The sequence below is a fragment of the Methylobacterium oryzae genome, assembly GCF_021398735.1.
In the GTDB taxonomy this organism is placed as follows: Bacteria; Pseudomonadota; Alphaproteobacteria; order Rhizobiales; family Beijerinckiaceae; genus Methylobacterium.
On the sequence record NZ_CP090349.1, the window covers coordinates 751,178 to 771,694 of the forward strand.

The following is a 20,517-nucleotide window of genomic DNA, read 5'->3' on the forward strand; positions in this document are numbered from 1 at the left end:
GTCAGAGCGTCATCCCGGCGTGGAAGCGGTCGGGGGAGAGCGGCAGCAGGAACTGCACGCCGAAGCCGCCCTCGAAGTAGCGCACCAGCCGGCCCGGCGTGCTGCCCACCGTGACGGCGGCGCCGAGGGGCAGCGGCACCGGGCAGGAGATCGCCACGCCCGACATCGAGATGTCGATGAGGCGCGCCCGGATCTCGCGGCCGCCCTCGACGCGCAGGACCACCGCCGTGTTGGTCGGCACGAGGCGCTCGTGCGAGCGTCCCTCCGGCAGCCCCAGCATCTCCCGGTTCGCCAGCCAGGTGAGCTGGGAGGCGAGCTTGTCCCGCTTGCGCGACGTGGCGTTGAGCTGGACCGCGAACCCGTCCGGGCAGGTGCGCGCGACGACGCCCTCGATGCGGCCGATATGCTCCAGGTAGAGCACCACGCGCTCGCCGACCGCGCCCTTGACCGCGCAGGTCAGCCGCACGCCGCCCGGCGACATGTCCACGGTCTGGCAGGGATATTCCCGGCGGTCGGCCAGCATGTAGCGGCCGAGCACGGCGACCCGCACGCGCTGGTGGCGGCGCTGGTCGGCGGCACCGCGCGCCGGCTCGGCGGCGAGGCCGCGCAGATCAGTTCCAGCGGTGGCCTCGACCGCGATCATTCCGAGATTGGTCCTGCGCCGGAGAATGGCCGGTGCAGACTAGGCACGGACAGTTACGAAACCCTTTTTTCCTGCTCCGGGATCGATCGGCCTTGTAGAAACATCCATTGTCGAGCCCTGCCGCGTCGTGCGCGATCGACTTGTGCGCCGAAGCTTTCCTCGGGTGCACGCGCCGATTCGATCGAACTGGCCGTCCCGGACCGGGCGTAACCTTGGACGAATACGGTTCTCAGGCGCGCCCGCCGGCGTGGACGAGGAGGTGGCCGTGGCGCACCGGCCCGGGGTAGCCCGCGCTCGTGCGCACGGCGGTGCGGGCGGGCGGGACCGGCTCGGTCCTGCGGCTGGGCAGGATGCGCAGGGAGGTGGTCTCCGCCTCCACCAGCGGGCGCAGGCCGAGCCAGTGCGGCGCGCCGTCGAGGCTGAGGGTGCCGAGGGCGCGGACCTGCGTCCGGCCGCGGTGGCGCAGGGGCAGGAGCAGGAGTTCGAGATCCGCCGCCTCGCCGGCCGCGTTGGTGCCGCGCAGGCCCGCGACGACGCCCAGCGTGTCGCTGGCCACGATCTCGACGATCCGCCAGGGATCCGTCGCCCGGGAGCCCCACAGCTTGGCGAAGGGCTCGCCCTTCAGCTCGCGGCCGTACAGGGCGCAGACCCGGGTCCCCGCGAGCCGGATGCTCGCGGAGCGGCTCGGCATGTCGAGTTCCAGGATCAGGCTGTCGGCGAGGAGGTGCCGGATCTCGCCCGGCTCGATCTCGGCGCGTTCCGGCGCGGCCCGTTCTCCGCGCAGGCGCTCCCAGTAGGCGTGGAGCATGCGGCTGGTGGGATGCTTCATCGGTGTCCCGATTCTCAACGCCTGTGGTTCATCCCCGGATCATTCTGGCACATCCGCGGGGGTGTGACCGGCCGATCCGGGCGTTCACCGCGTCCGGGCGCACGGGCCGTGCCGGCTCCCGCACCCGCGCGCCGCCGGTCCCGCCGGCGCCGCGCGGGGCGGGGGGTAGCGCGTCGTGGCCGGCGACACAATCGTCGCACCCCGCCGGGCGCGCCGCGGCCGTCCGGGACGGATCCGGACTGAAGACGGGGCGGTGCGCGATACGGACCGCGATCCGACCGGTATTTGCGAGCTTCAATACGTCGCCGGGGCTTGCCCGATCGCGCCGCGCCCCGACATGGTGCGCCGATGGACGCCTCCCCCGATTTCCCGCGGCAGAGCCGCGTGCCCGTGTTCAACATGCCGGGCATCGTCACCGCGTCGATCGGGCTGCTCCTGGCGATCCAGGCGGTGCGCGAGTTCCTGCTGCCGGACACCTGGGACATCCGCCTCGTCCTCGACCTCGCGCTGGTCCCGGCGCGCTGGACCCTCTGGTTCGATCCCGGCCGGGCCTCCGAGGTGATCCGCGCCGCCGCCGATCCGGGCGATCCCGGCCTGGAGGCGGCCCGCGAGGCCTTCGCCCGCTACATCGTGGGCGAGCACGCCCTCCAGCCCTGGACGCTCGTCACCTACGGGCTGCTGCACGGCTCGTGGATGCACGTGATCTTCAACAGCGTCTGGCTCGCGGCCTTCGGCGCCCCGGTGGCGCGCCGCTGCGGCGCCGTGCGCTGGTGCGTGCTCGCGCTGGCCGGCACGGCGGCCGGCGGACTTCTCCACATCCTGATCGATCCGCTGAGCGCGGGGCCGCTGGTCGGCGCCTCGGCGGGGATCTCGGCCCTGATGGCCGCCGCCGCGCGCTTCGTGTTCCAGCCGCCGGTCTCGGGCTACGGCGCGCCGGCCTGGCAGGTGCCGCCGCCCCGTCCCGCCGAGACGATCCCGGAGCTGCTGCGCAACCGGACCGCGGTGTCGTTCCTGGTGATCTGGCTGCTGACCAACCTGCTCTTCGGCCTCGTCAGCGTGCCGCTCGTCGGCGAGAACGCCGCCATCGCCTGGGACGCCCATCTCGGCGGCTTCATCGCGGGCTTCTTCCTGTTCCCCCTGGTGGATCCCCGAGAGCCGCGCCGGCACTGAGTCCCTGCCATCGACGCCCGGCACCTTGCCATCCGGCCGGATCGATCACACACTCGCCACAATGTGAACGAGCCGGGCCAACCCGGCCGAGAACGCCATCAGGGCGCCGCGGGCTGACGGCGCACCGGCCGCGTCACACAGGGAGAGAGCCATGACCGTCGCACGCATCCTCGCCGAGAAGGGCAGCTCCGTCGTCACCGTGGGCCCCGACAAGACCCTCGATGAGGTGATCCAGATCCTCGCCGACAAGCGGATCGGCGCCCTCGTGGTCGCCCAGGCCGACGGGACGGTGGCGGGCATCATCTCCGAGCGGGACATCATGCGGGCGCTCGCCCGGCACGGGGGCTCGGCCTTCGACGCGCCGGTCTCGGCCCACATGACCACCGCGGTCACCACCTGCGGCCGGACCACCACGATCGAGGAGGTCATGACCCTCATGACCGACGGGCGCTTCCGCCACGTACCGGTCTGCGAGGACGGGCGGCTGATCGGCCTGGTCTCGATCGGCGACGTGGTGGCGCGCAAGATCGCCACCGTCGAGGCCGAGCACCAGGCCCTGCGCGACTACATCACGATGGCGTAGGGGCGCCGGCACCGCGCGTTTCTCTCGCCCTCCGCCCCCGGGCCTCGCCGGTTCAGGACAGGCCGCCGGGGCGCGACGCGCTCCCTCTCCCGTGCGGGAGAGGGGACCCGCGCCCCTTCGTCGACGGGCGAGCAGGCCGACATCGCGAGCCCGTACCGCCCGCGGTCCGCCTCACGCCTTCACGGGATCAAGCGTGACGTGCCAGAGGTCGGTGTCGGCCGCGTCCTTGAGGGTCACCGTCATCTGCTCGGTGGCGCCGTCCACCGCCACGTGGCCGAAGAACTGGTAGCCGGCGGCCGGCGACAGGTTCACCTGGCCCTTGTCGGGCGCCTTCACGTAGCGCAGCTGCGGCCCGAAGGTGTTGTCCAGCGCGTTCGGCCCGAAGGTGCCGGCGTGCAGCGGCCCGGAGACGAACTCCCAGAACGGCTCGAAATCCTGGAACTGCGCCTTGTCGGGGTCGTAGTAGTGGGCGGCCGTGTAGTGCACGTCGGCCGTGAGCCAGACCGTGTTGCGGATCCCTGCGCTCTTGATGAAGCGCAGCAGGTCGGCGATCTCCAGCTCGCGCCCCAGCGGCGGTCCGTCGCCCTGCGCCACCGCCTCCGAGCCGAAATTGCGGTCGGTGTCGTAGGTCACCACGAGGCCGAGCGGCATGTCGGCGGCGATCACCTTCCAGGTCGCGCGGGACTCGAGCAGCGCCCGCTTCAGCCACGCGATCTGCTGCGGCCCGAGGAAGTAGGACTCGGGCCCGTATTCCGTCTGCCGGTTCTCGCCGTTCGGGCCCCGGTAGGAGCGCATGTCGAGCATGAACACGTCGACCAGCGGGCCGTAGCCGATCTTGCGGTAGACCCGGCCGGGCTCCGACGGCTCGAAGCGCATCGGCATGTACTCGTGGAAGGCCTTGGCCGCCCGCAGCTGCAGCGCCAGCACGTTCGGGTCGGCGTACTTCTTCTTCAGGTGCTCGGCCCGGGTCAGCGGCTCCCCCGGCCACCAGTTGTTGGTGACCTCGTGGTCGTCCCACTGGGCCAGGATCGGCACGGCGGCGTTCATCGCCAGGACGTTCCGGTCGGTGAGGTTGTACTTGTGCCGGCCCCGGAACTCCGCGAGCGTCTCGGCCGGCTTGGCCACCTCCTCGGTCACCCGATTGCGCCACAGGCTGCCGTCGGGGAGCTTCACCTCGGACTGGATCGGCCCGTCGGCGTAGATCGTGTCGCCGGAATGGATGAAGAAGTCCGGTCGGTTCTTCAGGATGGCGGAGTAGATCGTCATGCCGCCGCGGGCCTCGTCGATGCCCCAGCCCTGGCCCGCCGTGTCGCCCGACCAGCAGAACGAGACCGAGCGCCGGTCCGCCGGCGCGGTCCGGAACCGCCCGACCTGGGCCGGCCCGACGATGGTCGGCGCGGCGACGTCCTCCAGGCGGACACGGTAGAACACGTCCTGGCCGGCCGGCAGCCCGGTCAGTGTCACCTTCACGGTGCCGTCGGTCTCCGGCAGGGCGTCGGCGAAGACGCCGCCGCGGATGTCGGCGAAGCTCTCGGTGGTCGCCCACTCGACGATCGCCCGGGCCGGCCGGTCGGACCGGGCCCAGACCACCGCCGAGTCGGTGCCGACGTCGCCCGACTGGAGGCCGTGGGTCAGGAGCGGCCGGTCGGCGGCGCGGCTCAGGCCGGGCCGTCCGAGGCCCGTGGCCAGCCCGACGAGGCCGGCGCCTCCGGACAGCAGGATCTGACGGCGACTCGTATACATTGGAGGTCCTCCAGCATGCACGGGCGCCCATCGCAGGCGGCCACGACAGCCGGATGACGGCCCCCTCCGGACGGAGCGCGCCCGGATCCCTCAGGCGCGCGCGGCCGCGCCCTCCAGCACGGCCCGGATCCGGGGCAGGGCGGCGCGGGCGGCGCGGTGCCCGAGGGCGATGCCCTCCGCGGCCCGGTGGAAGTCGAACAGCCCGAAGGCCGCCAGATCCGGGCCGATGGCCACGTCCGGCGGGTCGCGCTCCAGCCGCGCCCGCGAGATCCGGTCCTGGGTGGTGTTGAACGCGTCGAGCACCACTCGCGCGATGCCCGGCACGGCGATCTCGGGCTCGGGTCGGTCGAAGCCCGGCAGGCGCCCGCGCACGACCTGCAGGAAGCCCCGGCGCGGCGGGGCCGGGTGCGGCGCCTCGCGCACCACCGGTCCGCCGGTGTCGCCGTTGAGGTTCACGCAGATGACGAGGTCGGCCCCGAGCGCCCGGGCGAGGCCCACCGGCACCGGGTTGACCAGGGTCCCGTCCATCAGCACGCGGCCGTCATGGGCCACCGGCGGGAACAGACCGGGGATCGCGTAGGAGGCGCGCACCGCGTCCACCGCCGGACCCTCGGTCAGGCTGACCTCGTGGCCGGTCCCGTACTCGGTGGCGACGCAGCCGAAGCGGATCGGCAGCGTCTCGATGCGGCGCTCGCCGAGATCCGCGGCGAGGCGCTGGCGCAGGCGGTTGCCGGCGATCAGGCCTGAGCCCGGCAGGCGGGGGTCGATGAGCCCCACCACCCGACGCCGGGTCAGCGCCCGGGCGAAGGCCTCGAGCCGGTCGAGGCGCCCGGCCGCGTAGCAGGCGCCGACCACGGCGCCGATGGAGCAGCCGGCCACCACGGTCGGCGTGATGCCGCCTTCCTCCAGGGCGCGGATCACCCCGATATGCGCCCAGCCCCGTGCCGAGCCGCCCCCGAGGGCGAGCCCGACCTGCGGGCCGGGGCTCGGCGGCGCGCGGACCGGCTCGACGGTTCCGGGCGGGAAATGCGGGTCGGCGGACTCGTCTTGCCACCGCGTGGCAAGAGGGCGGCTCATCGCCCGGCGGCTTTCAGGACGACCCGGCCGTCCGCCTCCCGGACGACGCTGCGGTAGAAGCAGTCGCGCCGGCCGGTGTGGCAGCAGCCGCCGTCGCCGCCGACCTCGACGCGGATCAGCAGGGCGTCCTGGTCGCAGTCGACCCGCATCTCGACGACGCGCTGGATCTGGCCGCTGGTCGCGCCCTTGTGCCAGAGCTCCCGGCGCGAGCGCGACCAGTACCACGCCTCGCCGGTCTCGAGGGTGCGCGCCAGCGACTCGGCGTTCATGTGGGCGAGCATCAGCACCTGCCCGTCCCGCGCGTCCACCGCGATGCAGGCGACGAGGCCGTCGCGGTCGAACCGGGGCGTGAGGGCCGTGCCCTCCTCGATCTCGGCCCGGGTGCCGGGGGGAGCGAAGGCGGTGTCGCGCGCGGTCATGGTCGAGGCGTCGCCCGGGGCTACTTGGCGCCGCCGCGCACCAGGGTCAGGAAGCGGACCTGCTCGTTAGCGTTGTCCTTGAAGACACCGCGGAACTGGCTGGTGATGGTCGAGACGCCGGCCTTCTGGACGCCGCGCATCGCCATGCAGAGATGCTCGGCCTCGACCATCACGGCGACGCCGCGGGGCTTGAGGATGCTCTCGATCACGTCGGCGATCTGGGCGGTCATGGTCTCCTGCGTCTGCAGGCGGCGGGCGAAGGTGTCGACCACGCGGGCGAGCTTCGACAGGCCGACCACGCCCCGGGTCGGGTAATAGGCGATGTGGGCAAGGCCCATGAACGGCACCATGTGGTGCTCGCAGTGGGAGTGGAACGGGATGTCGCGCACCAGCACGATGTCCGAGTAGCCCTCCACCTCCTCGAACACGCGCTCCAGCAGCTTCTCGGCGTCGACCGCGTAGCCGCCGAACAACTGCTCGTAGGCCTTGGTGACCCGGGCCGGGGTGTCGAGCAGGCCCTCGCGGGTCGGGTCGTCGCCGGCCCAGCGCAGGAGGGTGCGCACGGCGGCCTCGGCCTCGGCGCGGCTCGGGCGGCCGGTCTCGATCCCGTCCGGGACGCGGGTCGCGGAGGCCGGCTCGGGCGCCACCTCGACGGGACGGCCCTCATCCACCGGCCGATTGTCATTGCGCATGCCGTTCAGCCCTTGCCCGTCGCCCCCGTTCCGGTCGAAACCCTGGCCGTCACCCTGGTAGGACAAGGATTTGAGCGCGGCATCCATGGCATCTCCGGCCCGCGCGATGCGGGATTTCATCGGGGTGCTGTCGGGCTTGGCGTACATCGTCGGATCGCGTCGGGCGTTCGAGGGAAGATCCCGGGCTCGAAAAGGTTTCAAGCCGGCGCCCCGGGATGGACGAAAGGCCGTGGGAACCACCGTGGCCGTTGGCGCGACCCTGGTCGACGGCCCGCCTCCTCGCGAAGCGGCCGTATGGCGCCTATATCATCGTTCGCGGGGTAACGCGCAATGCGCGATGCACGCGGCAGAGTCCCGATGGGAAGTGTGCCTCCGGCCGAGGACCCGATGCTCGACGACATCTACAACCGCCGTATCCTGGAACTCGCCGCCGACATCCCCCGGCTCGGCCGGCTCGAGAACCCGGACGCGAGTGCCACGGCCCATTCGCGCCTGTGCGGCTCGACCGTGACGGTCGACCTCGTCCTGGGCGAGGACGGCCGGGTCGCGGATTTCGCCCAGGAGGTTCGGGCCTGCGCCCTGGGACAGGCCTCCTCGTCGCTGATGGGCCGGCACGTGGTCGGCGCCAGCGCGGACGAGCTGCGCGGCGTCCGCGCGGCCATGCGGTCGATGCTCAAGGAGAACGGCCCGGCGCCCGGCGGCGCGTGGTCGGACCTCGCGGTGCTCGAGCCGGTGCGGGACTTCAAGGCGCGCCACGCCTCGACGCTCCTGACCTTCGACGCGGTGGTGGACGCCCTCGACCAGATCGCCGCCAAGCGGCAGGCCGCCTGACGGGATGGTCCGGCGCGCCGCCCACTGGGCGATCCGCGGCTACCAGCTGACGCTGTCGGGCCTGATCGGGCGCCAGTGCCGCCACTGGCCGAGCTGTTCCGAGTACACCGACACGGCCATCGCCCGGCACGGGCTCTGGCCCGGCGGCTGGATGGGCTTCGCCCGGATCTGCCGCTGCGGGCCGTTCGGCACCCACGGCATCGACCTCGTCCCGGAGCGGGTGCCCGCGGGGGCGGCGTGGTACCGCCCCTGGGCCTACGGCCGCTGGCGCGGCGTCGAGGCGCCGCCGTCTCCGTTCGCCTGCGAGGCCGTGGGGCAGGAGGCCGACGCGCGGTAGATTTCGTTCCTGCTTTGTTTCACGTGAAACACAGCCTTGACGAGCGCGGGTGTCCCCTCCGGTTCAGGAGAGGGAACAGGTCGCGCACCGCTATGGGCCGCAAACCTGTGGAGCCCGTAGGCCTGCGAGGGAGGGGACCGCCCGCCCTGCGCTCAACCGGCCTGACGGTTCGCCGCCAGCTTCTCGGCGAACTCGATCGCCTCGATGAGGCTGCGCTCGTTGGCGACGCCGGTGCCGGCGATGTCGAAGGCGGTGCCGTGATCGACCGAGGTGCGGATGATCGGCAGCCCCAGGGTGATGTTCACCCCCGACAGGTCCATCCACTTGCCCGTGGCCGGGTCGATCTCGAAGCCCAGGAGCTTGACCGGGATGTGCCCCTGGTCGTGGTACATCGCCACCACCGCGTCGTACTGGCCTGCCCGCAGCTTCACGAACACCGTGTCGCCCGGCACCGGGCCGTAAACGTCGAGCCCGTCGGCGTTGGCCTTCTCGATCACCGGCGCGCTGACGTCGATGTCCTGGCGCCCGAACAGGCCGCCCTCGCCGGCATGGGGGTTGAGCGCGGCGACCGCGATCTTCGGCCTGGCCAGGCCGAGCCCCTTCAGGGCCCGGTCGGTGAGGTCGATGACGAGGCGCAGGCGCTCCGGGGTCAGGCGCTTGGGCACGTCCTCCAGGGCGACGTGGGTCGTGACGTGGGAGACCCGCATGTTGCCGTGGGCCAGCATCATCACCGAGCCGCGCACGCCGGTCAGCTCCGCCAGCATCTCGGTGTGGCCGGCATAGTGGTAGCCGGCCCTGTTGAGCGCCTCCTTGTTGAGCGGCGCGGTGACGATGCCGCCGATCCTGCCGGCCAGGGCGAGGCGAACGCCGGCCTCGATCGCCTTGTAGGCGAAGCGGCCGCCGTCGGCCGAGAGCCGGCCGGGCTCGATCGGAGCGCCTTCCGCGTCGGCCTGGAGGCAGCACAGCGCCGGCCAGTCGCCGTCCTCGGTGACCTCGGGAACGGGATCGGGCAGGAGGCCGAGCGCCCGCTCCGCGCGGCGCAGGGACGGGGCGCTGCCGATGACGACGAGCTTGAGGTCGCCCGCGTCGATCCGGTCCTTCAGCCGGGCGGCGGCCTTGACGATGATCTCCGGGCCGATGCCGGCCGGATCGCCCATGGTGATGGCGAGATGTGAGGTCACGCGTCGCTCCTGCTGCGCGGAAAGCCGTTGCCGTGAAGTAGATCGCGCCAGACGCCCTCAGTTCCGAAGGCGCCGGATTTGGACACGACCGCGAGCCCGTCCCAGCGTCCGCCCCGCAGGGTCGAGCGGGGCAGGCCCGGGGTGATCTGCCCGGTGACGTCGAGGCGCGCGACGGAGAGCGCGAGGCACAGCGCCTTCAGGGTCTCGCCGCCGGCCACCAGCAGCGTGCCGGGCCGCGGGACGCGGTCGATCACCCCCGCGAAGGTCCCGGCGATCCGCGCCGCGGCCTCCTCCCGGGCGGTGCCCTCGGGCAGCGCGAGGCTCGCCAGGACGACGCCGTCCCGGTCGAGGCGCGCGGCCACCGCGCCGGCATGGTCCGGATGGCGCGCCGACAGGACGAGGTGGTGGGGGCCGCAGGCCGCGAGCTGCGCCGCGGTCTCGGGCCGGTCCGAGCCGAACAGCCCGAGGACCGGGCCGGCGAGCCGGTCGTCGCCCGGCGCCGCCACGCCGCGCGCCAGGGCCGCCGCGAGGCCGCCGCTGCCGCACCAGAGCACCGGTCCGTCGCCGCCGAGATCCGCGACCCGGGCGAGGTCGGCGTCGCTCGCCGCGTCGTAGACGGCGACGCCCGCCACGGGGCCGTCGGAGACGTCGGCCCGGCGCGCCGGCAGCCCGACCGCCCGCAGGGCCTCGGCGATGTCGCCGGAGACCGGCTCGAAGCCCGCGCCGCGCCGGGCGAGCTGCCGCCCGCCCTCCGTGCGGCGTCCCTGATACGGGAAGGCCGGCGCCACCACGCAGCGCTTCCAGGCCCCGGCGCGCAGCACGGCCGCGAGTTCGGCCGCCCAGGGGCCGCGCAGCAGGCTGTCGACCTTCTTGAAGGCGATGTCGGCCCCGTCCAGCCGGGACGCGAGGGCGCCGACGATCCGGTCGGCCTCCGCGGCCGAGCCTTCCCGGGTGCCGGAATCGATCGCCAGGCAGCCGAATCCGTCCCCCGCCAGGATCTCCGGCCACGCCACCGGGATCGACCCGCACAGGCCGGTGAAGCCCGCGGCCGTGTCGAGGGTGCCGGTGAGATCGTCGGCGATGAGGCGCAGGCGGGTCATGTCGGGCGGATCATGGCGGGAGCCGCGCCGGCCGCGCCCCCGGCCGAGCGCGGCTCGCGTTCTCGTTGTCAGGTTGTCGCGCGGCATACCGACCGGCCGGCGCGGCGGCAAGCGGGCGGCCCCGCGCCGCGGATCGACCGCCGCCCGGCGAGGCCGCCGGGTCTGGGGAGCCGGAGAGGGACGGGGACGTCGCTGACGACATCCGGGACGCCGCCGCGGATCGTGCCGGGCCCCGCCCAGTCAGGGATGGGCCTGCCCCGTGGCCAACACGTGCACCGGTCCGGCCGCGCGTTGCGCGGACTCGTCGAAAGGTTGTAGCAGCCCGCCCGGGGGGCAAGTGGGTGCCGGGGCTCGGGACGGGGCGGCACCGGAAGGGCAACCCATGCAGATTCCCATCAAGCGCTCCCTGGAGCGCGTGCCCGGCGGCCTGATGGTGGTGCCGCTGTTCCTCGGCGCGATCCTCCACACGCTCTTCCCGGACACCGCGACCTTCTTCGGCTCGTTCACCGGCGCGCTGTTCAACGGCGCCCTGCCGATCCTGGCGGTCTTCTTCGTCTGCATGGGCGCGGGCATCGACTTCCGCGCCGCCCCGGCGATCGCCCGCAAGGGCGGCGTCCTGCTGGCCGCCAAGGTCGGCGTCGCGGCGATCATGGGCGTGGTGTTCGGGCAGATCCTCGGCGAGGCGCCGGTGGTCGGGGGCGCCTTCGCGGGGCTGTCGACGCTGGCGATCGTCGCCGCCATGAACGACACCAACGGCGGGCTCTACCTCGCCCTGATGGGCCAGTTCGGCCGCCCGAAGGATGCGGGCGCCTACGCGATCATGAGCCTCGAATCCGGGCCGTTCCTCACCATGGTGACGCTCGGGCTGGCGGGCCTGTCGGCCTTCCCGTGGCCGACCCTGGTGGGCAGCATCCTGCCGCTGCTGATCGGGATGATCCTCGGCAACCTCGACCGCGACATGCGCGCCTTCCTGTCGGGAGCGGCACCGGTGATGATCCCGTTCTTCGCCTTCGCCCTCGGCTTCGGGCTCGACCTCGCCAAGATCTGGCAGGCGGGCCTCCTCGGCATCGGCCTCGGCGTGGCGGTGGTGGCGATCACCGGGGCCGCCCTGTTCGTCGCCGACCGGCTCACCGGGGGCAACGGCGTGGCCGGCGTCGCCGCCGCCTCGACGGCCGGCAACGCCGCCGCCGTGCCGGCGATCATCGCCGCCGCCAACCCGGCCTACAAGGAGGCCGCCGGTCCCGCCACCGTACTGGTGGCGGCGAGCGTGGTGGTCACGGCGCTGCTCGTGCCGCTGCTGACCGCCTTCGTGGCGGGGCGGGTCCGTCCGGACGCGGCCGAGGAGGATCCGGCACCGGTTCCCAGCCCCGCGCCGACCGCACCCTGACGTCTCGCGCGGGCCGGCCGCGCGTCCCGCGCGACCGGCGGCAACCGAAGTCTCCGAGTCCGGTTGTCCTTCCAGGAAGCGCGGCACGGCCGCGTCTCACGGCGAACCGGAGCGGGCACCGCATGTCGACCGAATCGAGAGGCAAGACGCATATCGACATCTACGACCGCGCCACCCGCGAGGAGTGGGCGCAGCGTTTCGGCGTCAGCGAGGAGAGGCTGCGCAAGGCGGTGACCATGGTCGGCAGCCGGATCACCAGCATTGCCGCCTATCTCGACAAGCCGGCCGCCTGAGACCGGCGTCATGGAAGTGCCCCCCGATTTCCGCCCGCCTCCGGATCATCCGATGGCGGGGACACAGGCGCACGGATCCGCGTCCGGGTCTGGGTCCGAGTCCGGCTCCGCGCCGGGACACGCGTCCGGGACCGACGAGGCGGCACCGCAGCCTTCGGCGCGGTCCTCCGACGCGATCACGTTCGAGCAGATCCGCGAGCGGGCCTACGAGCTCTGGGAGCGCAATCACAGGCCCGAGGGCTTCGAGATCGAGTTCTGGCTGCTGGCCGAGCGGGAATTGCGCAAGGAGCGCGATCGCCGGAAGGCCAACGCGGCGCCGGCCGCGCCGCGGTCCGATCCGCCGCCGGCCTGACGGTCTCCGACCTTGATCCGAGACGGCCCCGGGTCACGGCGGACCCGGGGCCGGACTCAACTTCAGGCCTCGATCGCCGCCCGGGCTTCCTTCACCGCCGCCTCGAAGGCGACGAACGCCGTGGTCGCCGAGTCCCAGGTCTGGCTGCGCACGTGGCGGACCAGGGCGGCCGCCTGCTCGCGGGCCTGCGCCAGGGGCTTCTCGATGGCGGCCGGCCGCGTCGCGTCGGCGGGGATCCCCTCCGGCGGCGTGTCGGTCGAGCGCATGCCGACCAGGGTCGCCGCGATGGCGCGCCGCCACGCGGCGCAGTCCGCCGACAGGCGGATCACCCGCTGATCCGCGGCGGTGCCGGTCTGCCGGTCGAGCAGGGTGCGGCCGAGATCCTCGATCCGTCCGAGCTGCGCGAGGGCGTCGCCGATCTCGCGGCGGGCCTTGTCGGTCCCTTCCGCGATGCGGCCGACGTTCTGGGCGATGTCGCCGGTGGCCTGCATCTGCTGGCCAAGGATCTCCGAGGCCTCGCGCATCTGCGCCGCGACGTTCGCGACGGCGCCGCTCTCCGCCTCGACGCGGGCATTGGCCCGCACCATCGCGGCCGCGCCGGCCTCGACGGCGTTGCGGCTGCGCGAGACGGCGGCCTGCATCGCTGCCATCTCCTCGCGCAGGCCGCTGACCCGCGCCCGGATCTCGTCCGTCGCCTTCGCGGTCTGCGCCGACAGCGTCTTCACTTCGGCGGCCACCACCGCGAAGCCGCGCCCGGCCTCGCCGGCCCGCGCCGCCTCGATCGTGGCGTTGAGCGCCAGCAGGTTGGTCTGGGCCGAGATCGCCGCGATGGTGCCGGCCATCTCCTCGATCCGCAGCGCCGCGGTCGAGAAGCTGTCGAGCCGGCTGCCGATCTCCTCGGTGCCCTCCTCGATCCCGCGCATGCCGTCGGTGGCCCGGTGCAGGTCGCCCACGCAGGTGGCGATGCCGGCCCGGGCCGTCTCGGCCATCTCGGCCGCCGACGAGGAGCGGGCGGCGATCTCACCCGTGGTCGCGGCGAGTTCCTCGCTGGCGGCCGCGATCAGACGGGCCTGCTCGGCGGTGCCGGAAGCGTCGTGGGTCATCCAGCCGATCGAGGTGCCGGCGTCGGACGCGGAGGCGGACAGGCGCGCCAGGAGGGTCAGCCACTCCCGATCGACGGCCAGTTCCGCGACGGGGTTCGGGGCCGTCTCGACCGGCAAGACCGCCGCCGTTTCGACTGGGGCGGTCGCCGTCACCGGGGTTGCTAGCGCGTCAGGGATCTGACGCTGCCGGCGCAAACTGAACATGCGGGCCTCTCCGACACTCTAATCGGAGCGCATGGTCACACGGAACCTTCAACCAATGGTGAAGGATAGACAAGTCTCTCGACAAGCGTTGCGGGGCATCGGTGCAGCGCAACACGTCTACTTCGAGAAGTTGCGCCCCCTGATAGCGCTCTATCAGGGGGCGCAATGCTTCATTCGCCGGTCAGGGCCGCCTTGGTGCGCGACCACCAGCCGGCGCGCTTCGGCCGGTCCGGATCGGACGGCGGCGTCAGCACGATCGCCACGGGCTCGGGCGCCGGCTCGGCGGGAGCGGCCTCGGGCGAGGCGGCCTCGGCCTGCGCGCCGACGGTCGCCCGCTCGGCGGACTCGACCGGGTCCACCGGCAGGTCCACCGCGGTCTCCGTCCGGGTCTCGGCGGCCGCGGCCGGCGCCGCCTCGATCGCCTCGGCCACAGCCTGGGCGCTCACCGGCTCCTCCGCCGACAGGGCGACGACATCGCCCGCGGCTTCCGGCGCGTCGTCCGTCTCGGACGCCTCGCGGGCGCGGCCCTCGCTGCGTCCGCGGCCACCCCGGCGCCCGCGGCGACGGCGACGGCCGCCCTCGTCCTCGGACCGCGCCGCCTCGTCCGAACCCGCCACGGCCTCGTCGGCCTCGCCGGCCTCCGCGGCGACGGCCACGGCGGGAGCCTCGGTCCCGGCCGGCTGCGCGCCGTCCCAGTCCCCGTCGCTGCTCCCCTCGTCCGAGCGGCCGCCGTCCTGCTGGTCGTCCTGCTGGTCGTCCTGATCGTCCTCGCCGCGATCGTCCTCGGCGCGCCCGTCCTCGCCGCGGCCCTCCTGACGACCGCCGCGCCGGCGGCGGCGACGGCGGCGGCGCCGGCCCTCGCCCTCCTCGCGCGACCCGTCCTCGCGGGCCTCGGTGCGGCCCTCGTCGGCCTCGCCCTCGGCGTCGGTCTCGGTCTCGGCCTCGTCGGCCTCCTCGTCCTCGTCGTCGAACTCCATCGCGGGCGAGATCGCCTGGGCGCGCACGCCCGTGACCGGGCCCTCCGCCCGCTGGGCCGGCTCACCGCGGTCGAGCTGGAACGGGGTGGTCGCCGCCAGCCGCTCGTCGGCCGCGATCGTGATCGTCACGCCGAAGCGCACCTCGAGCTCGCGCAGGTGCCCGCGCTTCTGGTTGAGGATGTAGAGCGCGATCTCGGTGCGGGTGCGCAGGACGAGGTTGTGGGAGGCCGACTTGAGCAGCACCTCCTCGATCGAGCGCAGGATGTGCAGCGCCACCGACGCGGTGGCGCGCACGAAGCCCGAGCCGCCGCAATGGGCGCAGGGGATCGAGGAGGATTCGAGCACGCCGGTGCGGATCCGCTGGCGGCTCATCTCCAGGAGGCCGAAGGGCGAGATCCGGCCGACCTGGATGCGGGCGCGGTCGTTCTTCAGGCACTCGTTGAGCTTTTTCTCGACGGCGCGGTTGTTCCGCTTCTCCTCCATGTCGATGAAGTCGATGACGATCAGGCCCGCGAGGTCGCGCAGCCGGAGCTGGCGGGCGACCTCCTCGGCCGCCTCCAGGTTCGTCTTGAGGGCGGTGTCCTCGATGTCGTGCTCGCGGGTGGCGCGGCCGGAGTTCACGTCGATCGAGACCAGGGCCTCGGTCGGGTTGATCACGAGGTAGCCGCCGGACTTCAGCGAGACGTGCGTCGAGAACATCGCGTCGAGCTGCTGCTCGACGCCGAAGCGGGCGAAGATCGGCGTCGAGTCGCGGTAGGGCTTCACGACCTTGGACTGGCCGGGCATCAGCATCCGCATGAAGTCCTTGGCCTCGCGGTAGGCGTCCTCGCCGGCGACCAGAACCTCGTCCAGATCCTTGTTGTAGAGGTCGCGGATGGCGCGCTTGATCAGCGAGCCCTCCTCGTAGACGAGGGCCGGCGCCATCGACGTCAGGGTCAGCTCGCGGACCGACTCCCACAGGCGCATCAGGTACTCGAAGTCGCGGGCGATCTCGGGCTTGGACCGCGAGGCGCCGGCGGTGCGCAGGATGACGCCCATCCCCTCGGGCACCTCCAAGTCCTGCACGACCTCCTTCAGGCGCTTGCGGTCGGCCGCCGAGGTGATCTTGCGGGAGATGCCGCCGCCCCGGCCGGTGTTGGGCATCAGCACCGAGTAGCGGCCGGCGAGCGACAGATAGGTCGTGAGCGCCGCGCCCTTCGTGCCGCGCTCCTCCTTGACCACCTGCACCAGGATGATCTGGCGGCGCTTGATCACCTCCTGGATCTTGTACTGGCGGCGGTAGTGGCGCGGACGCTCGGGGATCTCGGCCAGCGCGTCGCCGTTGCCGCCGACCTGGGCGATCTTGGGCTCGGCGTCGGGATCGTCGGACTCCTCATCGGACTCCTCGTCCGAGTCGTCATCCTCGTCGGACTCGTCCTCGTCGTCCTCCGACTCGTCCTCATCCTCGTCGTCGTCGGATTCCTCGTCGTCCTCCTCGGAGGCCTCGTCCAACGCTTCGGCCGACGGGTCGGCGGCGGTCGGCGCGGTCTCCTCGGCCTCGCTCGCCCCAGCCTCGCTCTCCTCCGTCACGATCGCGTGCGCGGCGGTCTCGTCCGGCGCGTCGGACACGGTCAGCGCCTCCGCCACGGCGATGCGGGCCTCCGGCTCGGAGGGGGCGTCCTCGGACGGGGCGGAGGCGGCGGCGACCGGCTCCGACGCGGCGGGGGCCGCCTGCGCCTCGACCGGCGCGGTCTGGGGCTCGGCGGCCTGCGCCGGCTCACCCTCCGGGAGGTCGCCGGCGGCGGCCTCGGAGGCGAGGGCCTCCTGCACGGCCTCGGGGTTCTCGGACAGCGTGTCGGGCTGGACGGCCGGGTCGATCCCCGACTCGTTCCGGATCTCGGCCTGATCCTCGCTCTCGGACGCCGCGTGCGTGTCCTCGGCGCTCACGGTCTCGTCGGCGCCGCGGGCGCGGGCCTCGGCACGGCGGCCGCGGGACCGGCGCGACGACGACCGGCGGCGCCGCTCCTCGCGCTCGCGGTGCTCCTCGGCGTCGCGGGCCTCCTCTTCGAGGAGTGCCTGCCGGTCGGCCAGCGGGATCTGGTAGTAGTCGGGATGGATCTCGTTGAAGGCCAGGAAGCCGTGGCGGTTGCCGCCGTACTCGACGAACGCCGCCTGGAGCGACGGCTCCACCCGGGTGACCTTGGCGAGGTAGATGTTGCCGCGCAGCTGGCGCCGGTTGGCGGCTTCGAAGTCGAACTCCTCGACCCTAGACCCGTGGACCGTGACGACCCGGGTCTCCTCCGGGTGCATCGCGTCGATCAGCATTTTGTTGGCCATGTCGGACTCTCGGCATGGCGGCCGACGTCGTTCTCCGTGCCCGTGGTCCCGGCGGCGCCTCGCCCGACGTCAATGCTGTCGGGCGGGATGCCGGCCTCGTCGCCGAGGCGGATGGGTTCGAGGGGAAATTGCCGTCAACCGCCGTTCGGCGCCCTGGGCGCCTGGGGTTGAAACAGGCCGGGCGGACGGACGGACCGGCGTGACGCACCGTTTGCGCCTCCGGGGCACGCGCAGCCTTATGCTGGGCCGTGCGTCCGTCCATCGTGGTCCCGACCTCGCGAAACAATCTCGGCCGGCGGGGGACCGGCCGTGAATTCCTGGGTGCGGCGGAGGATCTCCGCCGCGTCGTGCGACACCTGCCCGATCGCGGGCGGCACATGCCGCCGCCAAGCGGACCGACAGGGCCCGCCGCGACACCGCGACCGCTTTCGCGAGGAATTCGGTCACGTCCGCGGGCCGTTGCGGCGACCGGCGGGACCGGAGAGGGGTCGACATCATTACAGACCGCTGCGCGGATTTGGCAAGGGTCAACGTGAATAGATGTCACGGGCCTGTCACGGTGCGCGCGGCGCCACGCGACAGGTGTGTGTCTACTCCGCCGCTTCGAGCCGCGGCGTCACCCCGGCGAGCGCCGCGGGCTTCGGGCCGCCGGTCGCCCAGTCGAGCAGCTCGACCGTGTGGACGATTGGGATGCCGGTGCCCTTCCCGATCTGCGTGGCGCAGCCGATGTTGCCGGTGGCGATCACGTCGGGGCGCACGCGCTCGATGTTGGCGACCTTCCGGGCGCGCAGCTTCGCGGCGAGCTCCGGCTGCAGGATGTTGTAGGTCCCCGCCGAGCCGCAGCAGATATGGCCCTCGGGCACGTCCTTCACGGTGAAGCCCGCGCGCTTCAGCAGCGTCTTGGGCTCGAGGCGGATGCCCTGGCCGTGCTGCATCGAGCAGGCCGAGTGATAGGCCACGACGAGGTCGGTCTCGGCCACGGGGGCCAGGTCGAGCAGGGCGAGGTACTCGGTCACGTCCTTGGCCAGGCTCGAGACCCGCAGCGCCTTCTCGGCGTAGGCCGGGTCGTCGCGGAACATGAAGCCGTAATCCTTGATGGTCGTGCCGCAGCCCGAGGCCGTGACCAGGATCGCGTCGAGGCCCTGGGCGATCTCGGCGTCCCAGGCGTCGATCGCCTGCCTGGCATGGGCGTGGGCCGATTCCTCCTTGCCCATGTGGTGGGTCAGCGCCCCGCAGCAGCCCTCGTTCGCGTGCACCACCTCGATCCCGTGCCGGTTGAGCAGCCGGATCGCGGCGGCGTTGAAGTCCGGCCGCAGGACGCTCTGGGCGCAGCCGCGGAGGAGGGCGACGCGCCGGGCGGGCGTCCCGGCCGCCTGACCGCCCGCCGGCGGGAACCGGCCGGGCCGGTTCGTCGGCTCGCGGGGCGGCGCCCCGGCCGGCGCGAGGTCGAGCATGGCCGCGAGGCGGTTGCCGACCCGCGGCAGCCGGGCCACCAGCCCCCGGAACGGCGCGCCGAGCTTGGCGGCGGTGAGCGCGAGGCGGAAGCGGCCCGGATAGGGCAGGACCTGGGCGAGGAGCGCCCGCAGGAACCGGTCGCCGGCGGGGCGCGCGTAGGTCTCCTCGATATGGGCCCGGGCGTGGTCGACGAGGTGCATATAGTGCACCCCCGACGGGCAGGTGGTCATGCAGGACAGGCACGAGAGGCAGCGGTCGACGTGCTTGACCACCTCCTGCGAGGCCGGCTTGCCGCCCTCCAGCATGTCCTTGATCAGGTAGATCCGCCCGCGCGGGGAATCGAGCTCGTCCCCGAGCAGCAGGTAGGTCGGGCAGGTCGCCGTGCAGAATCCGCAATGCACGCAGGTCCGCAGGATCTTCTCCGACGCCGCCATGGCGGGATCGGCGAGCTGGGCGGGGGCGAAGTTGGTCTGCACGGGTCGCGTCCTCGGCGCCACGGCTCCCCACGCTCGGGGAGGGGCGGGATCTGAAGCTTCAGAGTCCGGCGTACATCCGGCCGGGGTTGAGCACCCCGGCGGGGTCGTGCGCCGCCTTGATGCCGGCGGTGAGCCGCATCAGCGGCTCGGCCAGCGGCTCGAACACCGGCACGGCGGCGCGCACGGCGTCGGGGGCCCGCACCAGCGTGGCGTGGCCGCCCTGAGCCCGCACCGCCCGGCGCACCGTCGCGGCGCCGGCATCGCCCGCCGCGCCGGTGGCGAGCCAGATCAGGCCGCCGCCCCAGTCGAAGAACCAGCGCGCGTCGCGCTCGGCCGCGACCGCCGCCGCCAGGGCCGGCCCGCGGGTCGGCGCGGTGGAGATCCGCCACAGGGCGGCCTCCCGCGGCTCGGCGAGCGGCGCCGCGTCGCGCACCGTCCGCCACAGGGCGGCGCCGGCCTCGCCGTCGATGATCTCGGGCTGGCCGTAGCGCTTCAGCAGGCGCCGCAGCTCGCCCGTGCGGTAGTTGATGGAGTCGGAGAAACCCTCGAGGCGCATCAGGGTCCGCGCCTCCGGGGCGCCGATCCCCGCCGGCAGGTGCGCGGCGCCCGTGAGCTCGAAGGGCGAGCCAAGCGCCTCCGACAGGGCGGTCACCGCCCGCGTGTCGTCCAGGCCGGAGAAGACCAGGGTCGCCACCCGCTCGCAGGCGGGCAGCACCTTGAAGGTGACCTCGGTGAGGAGGCCCAGCGTGCCGTGGGCGCCGGCCATCAGCTTCACGAGATCGAGGCCGGTGACGTTCTTCATCACCCGGCCGCCCGACTTGATCGCCTCGCCGCGCCCGTTGACGAAGCGCACGCCGATCAGGCTGTCCCGGGCGGCGCCGGCATTGATCCGCCGGGGGCCGGCATTGTTGATCGCCGCCACGGCCCCGAGGGTCGGCTCGCCGGCGGTGCCGTACAGGCCGCGCAGGTCCATCGGCTCGAAGGGCAGCATCTGGCCGCGGGAGGCGAGCAGCGCCTCGACCTCGGCGAGCGGCGTCCCGGCCCGGGCCGCCACCACCATCTCGGCGGGCTCGTAGAGCGTGACGCCGGTGAGCGCCTGCGCGGAGAGCGTCGCGCTGTCCTGCGCGGGCCGGCCGAGCCCCGCGGCGGTGCCGCCGCCGGCGAGGCGCAGGCCCTCGCCGCGCCCGGCGGCGGCCCGCACGATCTCCCCGGCCTCCGCCTCGGTGCCGGGCTCGTAGACGCCCATCGTTCCCGTCCCGGTCCTGTTTGTATCCATTCCAGGACGGGTGTCGCCGGATCCGGCGGCGGATTCAAGCGCAGGCGGAGTCGCGGGGTTTCAGCGGCGGGAT

The 20,517-nt window shown here is 73.3% G+C and carries 19 protein-coding genes; 7 read left to right on the top strand and 12 right to left on the bottom strand.

Annotated elements, in window-relative coordinates; genetic code table 11:
- Position 1: 1 nt before the first annotated feature.
- Complete coding sequence (locus tag LXM90_RS03550) at positions 2-643, bottom strand: PilZ domain-containing protein (protein WP_020091169.1); 642 nt, start codon at positions 641-643, stop codon at positions 2-4.
- 229 nt (positions 644-872) lie between these two features.
- Positions 873-1,472, bottom strand: a complete 600-nt coding sequence (locus tag LXM90_RS03555; protein WP_020091168.1) for a PAS domain-containing protein — start codon at positions 1,470-1,472, stop codon at positions 873-875.
- A 348-nt stretch (positions 1,473-1,820) separates the two neighbouring features.
- Between LXM90_RS03555 and LXM90_RS03560 the strand changes: the two genes are divergently transcribed.
- Together LXM90_RS03560 and LXM90_RS03565 are read left to right on the top strand one after the other, a co-directional pair.
- Positions 1,821-2,642, top strand: a complete 822-nt coding sequence (locus LXM90_RS03560; RefSeq protein WP_020091167.1) for a rhomboid family intramembrane serine protease — start codon at positions 1,821-1,823, stop codon at positions 2,640-2,642.
- A 151-nt stretch (positions 2,643-2,793) separates the two neighbouring features.
- Positions 2,794-3,225: a CBS domain-containing protein gene (locus tag LXM90_RS03565; protein WP_020091165.1), complete on the top strand. Its 432-nt coding sequence runs from the start codon at positions 2,794-2,796 to the stop codon at positions 3,223-3,225.
- A gap of 171 nt (positions 3,226-3,396) precedes the next feature.
- Here the strand turns inward: LXM90_RS03565 and LXM90_RS03570 are convergent, their stop codons facing one another.
- From LXM90_RS03570 to folE, 4 genes are all read right to left on the bottom strand, one after another.
- Positions 3,397-4,968 (bottom strand): alkaline phosphatase D family protein, encoded by a 1,572-nt coding sequence (locus LXM90_RS03570; protein ID WP_042672535.1) that lies wholly within the window; start codon positions 4,966-4,968, stop codon positions 3,397-3,399.
- A gap of 90 nt (positions 4,969-5,058) precedes the next feature.
- Positions 5,059-6,045 (bottom strand): patatin-like phospholipase family protein, encoded by a 987-nt coding sequence (locus LXM90_RS03575; protein WP_020091163.1) that lies wholly within the window; start codon positions 6,043-6,045, stop codon positions 5,059-5,061.
- Positions 6,042-6,464, bottom strand: coding sequence for a phosphoribosyl-AMP cyclohydrolase (gene hisI, locus LXM90_RS03580; protein WP_020091162.1), 423 nt, complete (start codon positions 6,462-6,464; stop codon positions 6,042-6,044). Before hisI ends, LXM90_RS03575 begins: the two co-directional genes overlap by 4 nt.
- Positions 6,465-6,484: 20 nt before the next feature.
- Positions 6,485-7,303 (bottom strand): GTP cyclohydrolase I FolE, encoded by an 819-nt coding sequence (gene folE, locus LXM90_RS03585; protein ID WP_020091161.1) that lies wholly within the window; start codon positions 7,301-7,303, stop codon positions 6,485-6,487.
- Positions 7,304-7,543: 240 nt separating this feature from the next.
- Here folE and LXM90_RS03590 point away from each other — a divergent pair, with 240 nt between their 5' ends.
- The gene (locus tag LXM90_RS03590; RefSeq protein ID WP_020091160.1) at positions 7,544-7,987 is read left to right on the top strand and encodes an iron-sulfur cluster assembly scaffold protein; all 444 of its coding nucleotides are present in this window, start codon (positions 7,544-7,546) and stop codon (positions 7,985-7,987) included.
- 4 nt (positions 7,988-7,991) lie between these two features.
- The gene (yidD, locus tag LXM90_RS03595) at positions 7,992-8,324 is read left to right on the top strand and encodes a membrane protein insertion efficiency factor YidD (RefSeq protein WP_234081771.1); all 333 of its coding nucleotides are present in this window, start codon (positions 7,992-7,994) and stop codon (positions 8,322-8,324) included.
- A 152-nt stretch (positions 8,325-8,476) separates the two neighbouring features.
- Here yidD and pdxA read toward each other — a convergent pair whose 3' ends face one another.
- Positions 8,477-9,505 carry a 4-hydroxythreonine-4-phosphate dehydrogenase PdxA gene (gene pdxA / locus LXM90_RS03600; RefSeq protein ID WP_234081773.1) on the bottom strand — a complete coding sequence of 343 codons (1,029 nt, stop codon included), beginning with the start codon at positions 9,503-9,505 and terminating at the stop codon, positions 8,477-8,479.
- Entirely contained in the window at positions 9,502-10,605 is a 1,104-nt protein-coding gene (locus LXM90_RS03605) for a four-carbon acid sugar kinase family protein (protein ID WP_234081774.1), read from the bottom strand. Before LXM90_RS03605 ends, pdxA begins: the two co-directional genes overlap by 4 nt.
- A 382-nt stretch (positions 10,606-10,987) precedes the next feature.
- Between LXM90_RS03605 and LXM90_RS03610 the strand changes: the two genes are divergently transcribed.
- From LXM90_RS03610 to LXM90_RS31985, 3 genes are all read left to right on the top strand, one after another.
- Entirely contained in the window at positions 10,988-11,992 is a 1,005-nt protein-coding gene (locus tag LXM90_RS03610; protein ID WP_326491894.1) for a 2-keto-3-deoxygluconate permease, read from the top strand.
- A 122-nt stretch (positions 11,993-12,114) separates the two neighbouring features.
- Positions 12,115-12,285 carry a DUF3606 domain-containing protein gene (locus tag LXM90_RS03615; RefSeq protein WP_234081777.1) on the top strand — a complete coding sequence of 57 codons (171 nt, stop codon included), beginning with the start codon at positions 12,115-12,117 and terminating at the stop codon, positions 12,283-12,285.
- Between the two features lie 52 nt (positions 12,286-12,337).
- A complete protein-coding gene (locus tag LXM90_RS31985) occupies positions 12,338-12,637 on the top strand; it encodes a DUF2934 domain-containing protein (protein ID WP_326491895.1) in 300 nt (99 codons plus the stop codon).
- A 62-nt stretch (positions 12,638-12,699) separates the two neighbouring features.
- Here LXM90_RS31985 and LXM90_RS03625 read toward each other — a convergent pair whose 3' ends face one another.
- The 4 genes from LXM90_RS03625 to LXM90_RS03640 all read right to left on the bottom strand — a co-directional run bounded on the left by LXM90_RS03625 (position 12,700) and on the right by LXM90_RS03640 (position 20,414).
- The gene (locus LXM90_RS03625) at positions 12,700-13,857 is read right to left on the bottom strand and encodes a methyl-accepting chemotaxis protein (RefSeq protein ID WP_234081779.1); all 1,158 of its coding nucleotides are present in this window, start codon (positions 13,855-13,857) and stop codon (positions 12,700-12,702) included.
- A gap of 257 nt (positions 13,858-14,114) precedes the next feature.
- Complete coding sequence (locus tag LXM90_RS03630) at positions 14,115-17,237, bottom strand: Rne/Rng family ribonuclease (protein ID WP_234081782.1); 3,123 nt, start codon at positions 17,235-17,237, stop codon at positions 14,115-14,117.
- 590 nt (positions 17,238-17,827) lie between these two features.
- Positions 17,828-19,168 carry a glycolate oxidase subunit GlcF gene (gene glcF / locus LXM90_RS03635; RefSeq protein WP_020091151.1) on the bottom strand — a complete coding sequence of 447 codons (1,341 nt, stop codon included), beginning with the start codon at positions 19,166-19,168 and terminating at the stop codon, positions 17,828-17,830.
- Positions 19,169-19,226: 58 nt separating this feature from the next.
- Complete coding sequence (locus LXM90_RS03640; protein ID WP_042672358.1) at positions 19,227-20,414, bottom strand: FAD-binding protein; 1,188 nt, start codon at positions 20,412-20,414, stop codon at positions 19,227-19,229.
- Positions 20,415-20,517: the final 103 nt, after the last annotated feature.

Coding starts and splice junctions, on each gene's coding strand:
- LXM90_RS03550 (WP_020091169.1), bottom strand. CDS start 643: ATGATCGCGGTCGAGGCCACCGCTGGAACTGATCTGCGCGGCCTCGCC.
- LXM90_RS03555 (WP_020091168.1), bottom strand. CDS start 1,472: ATGAAGCATCCCACCAGCCGCATGCTCCACGCCTACTGGGAGCGCCTG.
- LXM90_RS03560 (WP_020091167.1), top strand. CDS start 1,821: ATGGACGCCTCCCCCGATTTCCCGCGGCAGAGCCGCGTGCCCGTGTTC.
- LXM90_RS03565 (WP_020091165.1), top strand. CDS start 2,794: ATGACCGTCGCACGCATCCTCGCCGAGAAGGGCAGCTCCGTCGTCACC.
- LXM90_RS03570 (WP_042672535.1), bottom strand. CDS start 4,968: ATGTATACGAGTCGCCGTCAGATCCTGCTGTCCGGAGGCGCCGGCCTC.
- LXM90_RS03575 (WP_020091163.1), bottom strand. CDS start 6,045: ATGAGCCGCCCTCTTGCCACGCGGTGGCAAGACGAGTCCGCCGACCCG.
- hisI (WP_020091162.1), bottom strand. CDS start 6,464: ATGACCGCGCGCGACACCGCCTTCGCTCCCCCCGGCACCCGGGCCGAG.
- folE (WP_020091161.1), bottom strand. CDS start 7,303: ATGTACGCCAAGCCCGACAGCACCCCGATGAAATCCCGCATCGCGCGG.
- LXM90_RS03590 (WP_020091160.1), top strand. CDS start 7,544: ATGCTCGACGACATCTACAACCGCCGTATCCTGGAACTCGCCGCCGAC.
- yidD (WP_234081771.1), top strand. CDS start 7,992: ATGGTCCGGCGCGCCGCCCACTGGGCGATCCGCGGCTACCAGCTGACG.
- LXM90_RS03605 (WP_234081774.1), bottom strand. CDS start 10,605: ATGACCCGCCTGCGCCTCATCGCCGACGATCTCACCGGCACCCTCGAC.
- LXM90_RS03610 (WP_326491894.1), top strand. CDS start 10,988: ATGCAGATTCCCATCAAGCGCTCCCTGGAGCGCGTGCCCGGCGGCCTG.
- LXM90_RS03615 (WP_234081777.1), top strand. CDS start 12,115: ATGTCGACCGAATCGAGAGGCAAGACGCATATCGACATCTACGACCGC.
- LXM90_RS31985 (WP_326491895.1), top strand. CDS start 12,338: ATGGCGGGGACACAGGCGCACGGATCCGCGTCCGGGTCTGGGTCCGAG.
- LXM90_RS03630 (WP_234081782.1), bottom strand. CDS start 17,237: ATGGCCAACAAAATGCTGATCGACGCGATGCACCCGGAGGAGACCCGG.
- LXM90_RS03640 (WP_042672358.1), bottom strand. CDS start 20,414: ATGGGCGTCTACGAGCCCGGCACCGAGGCGGAGGCCGGGGAGATCGTG.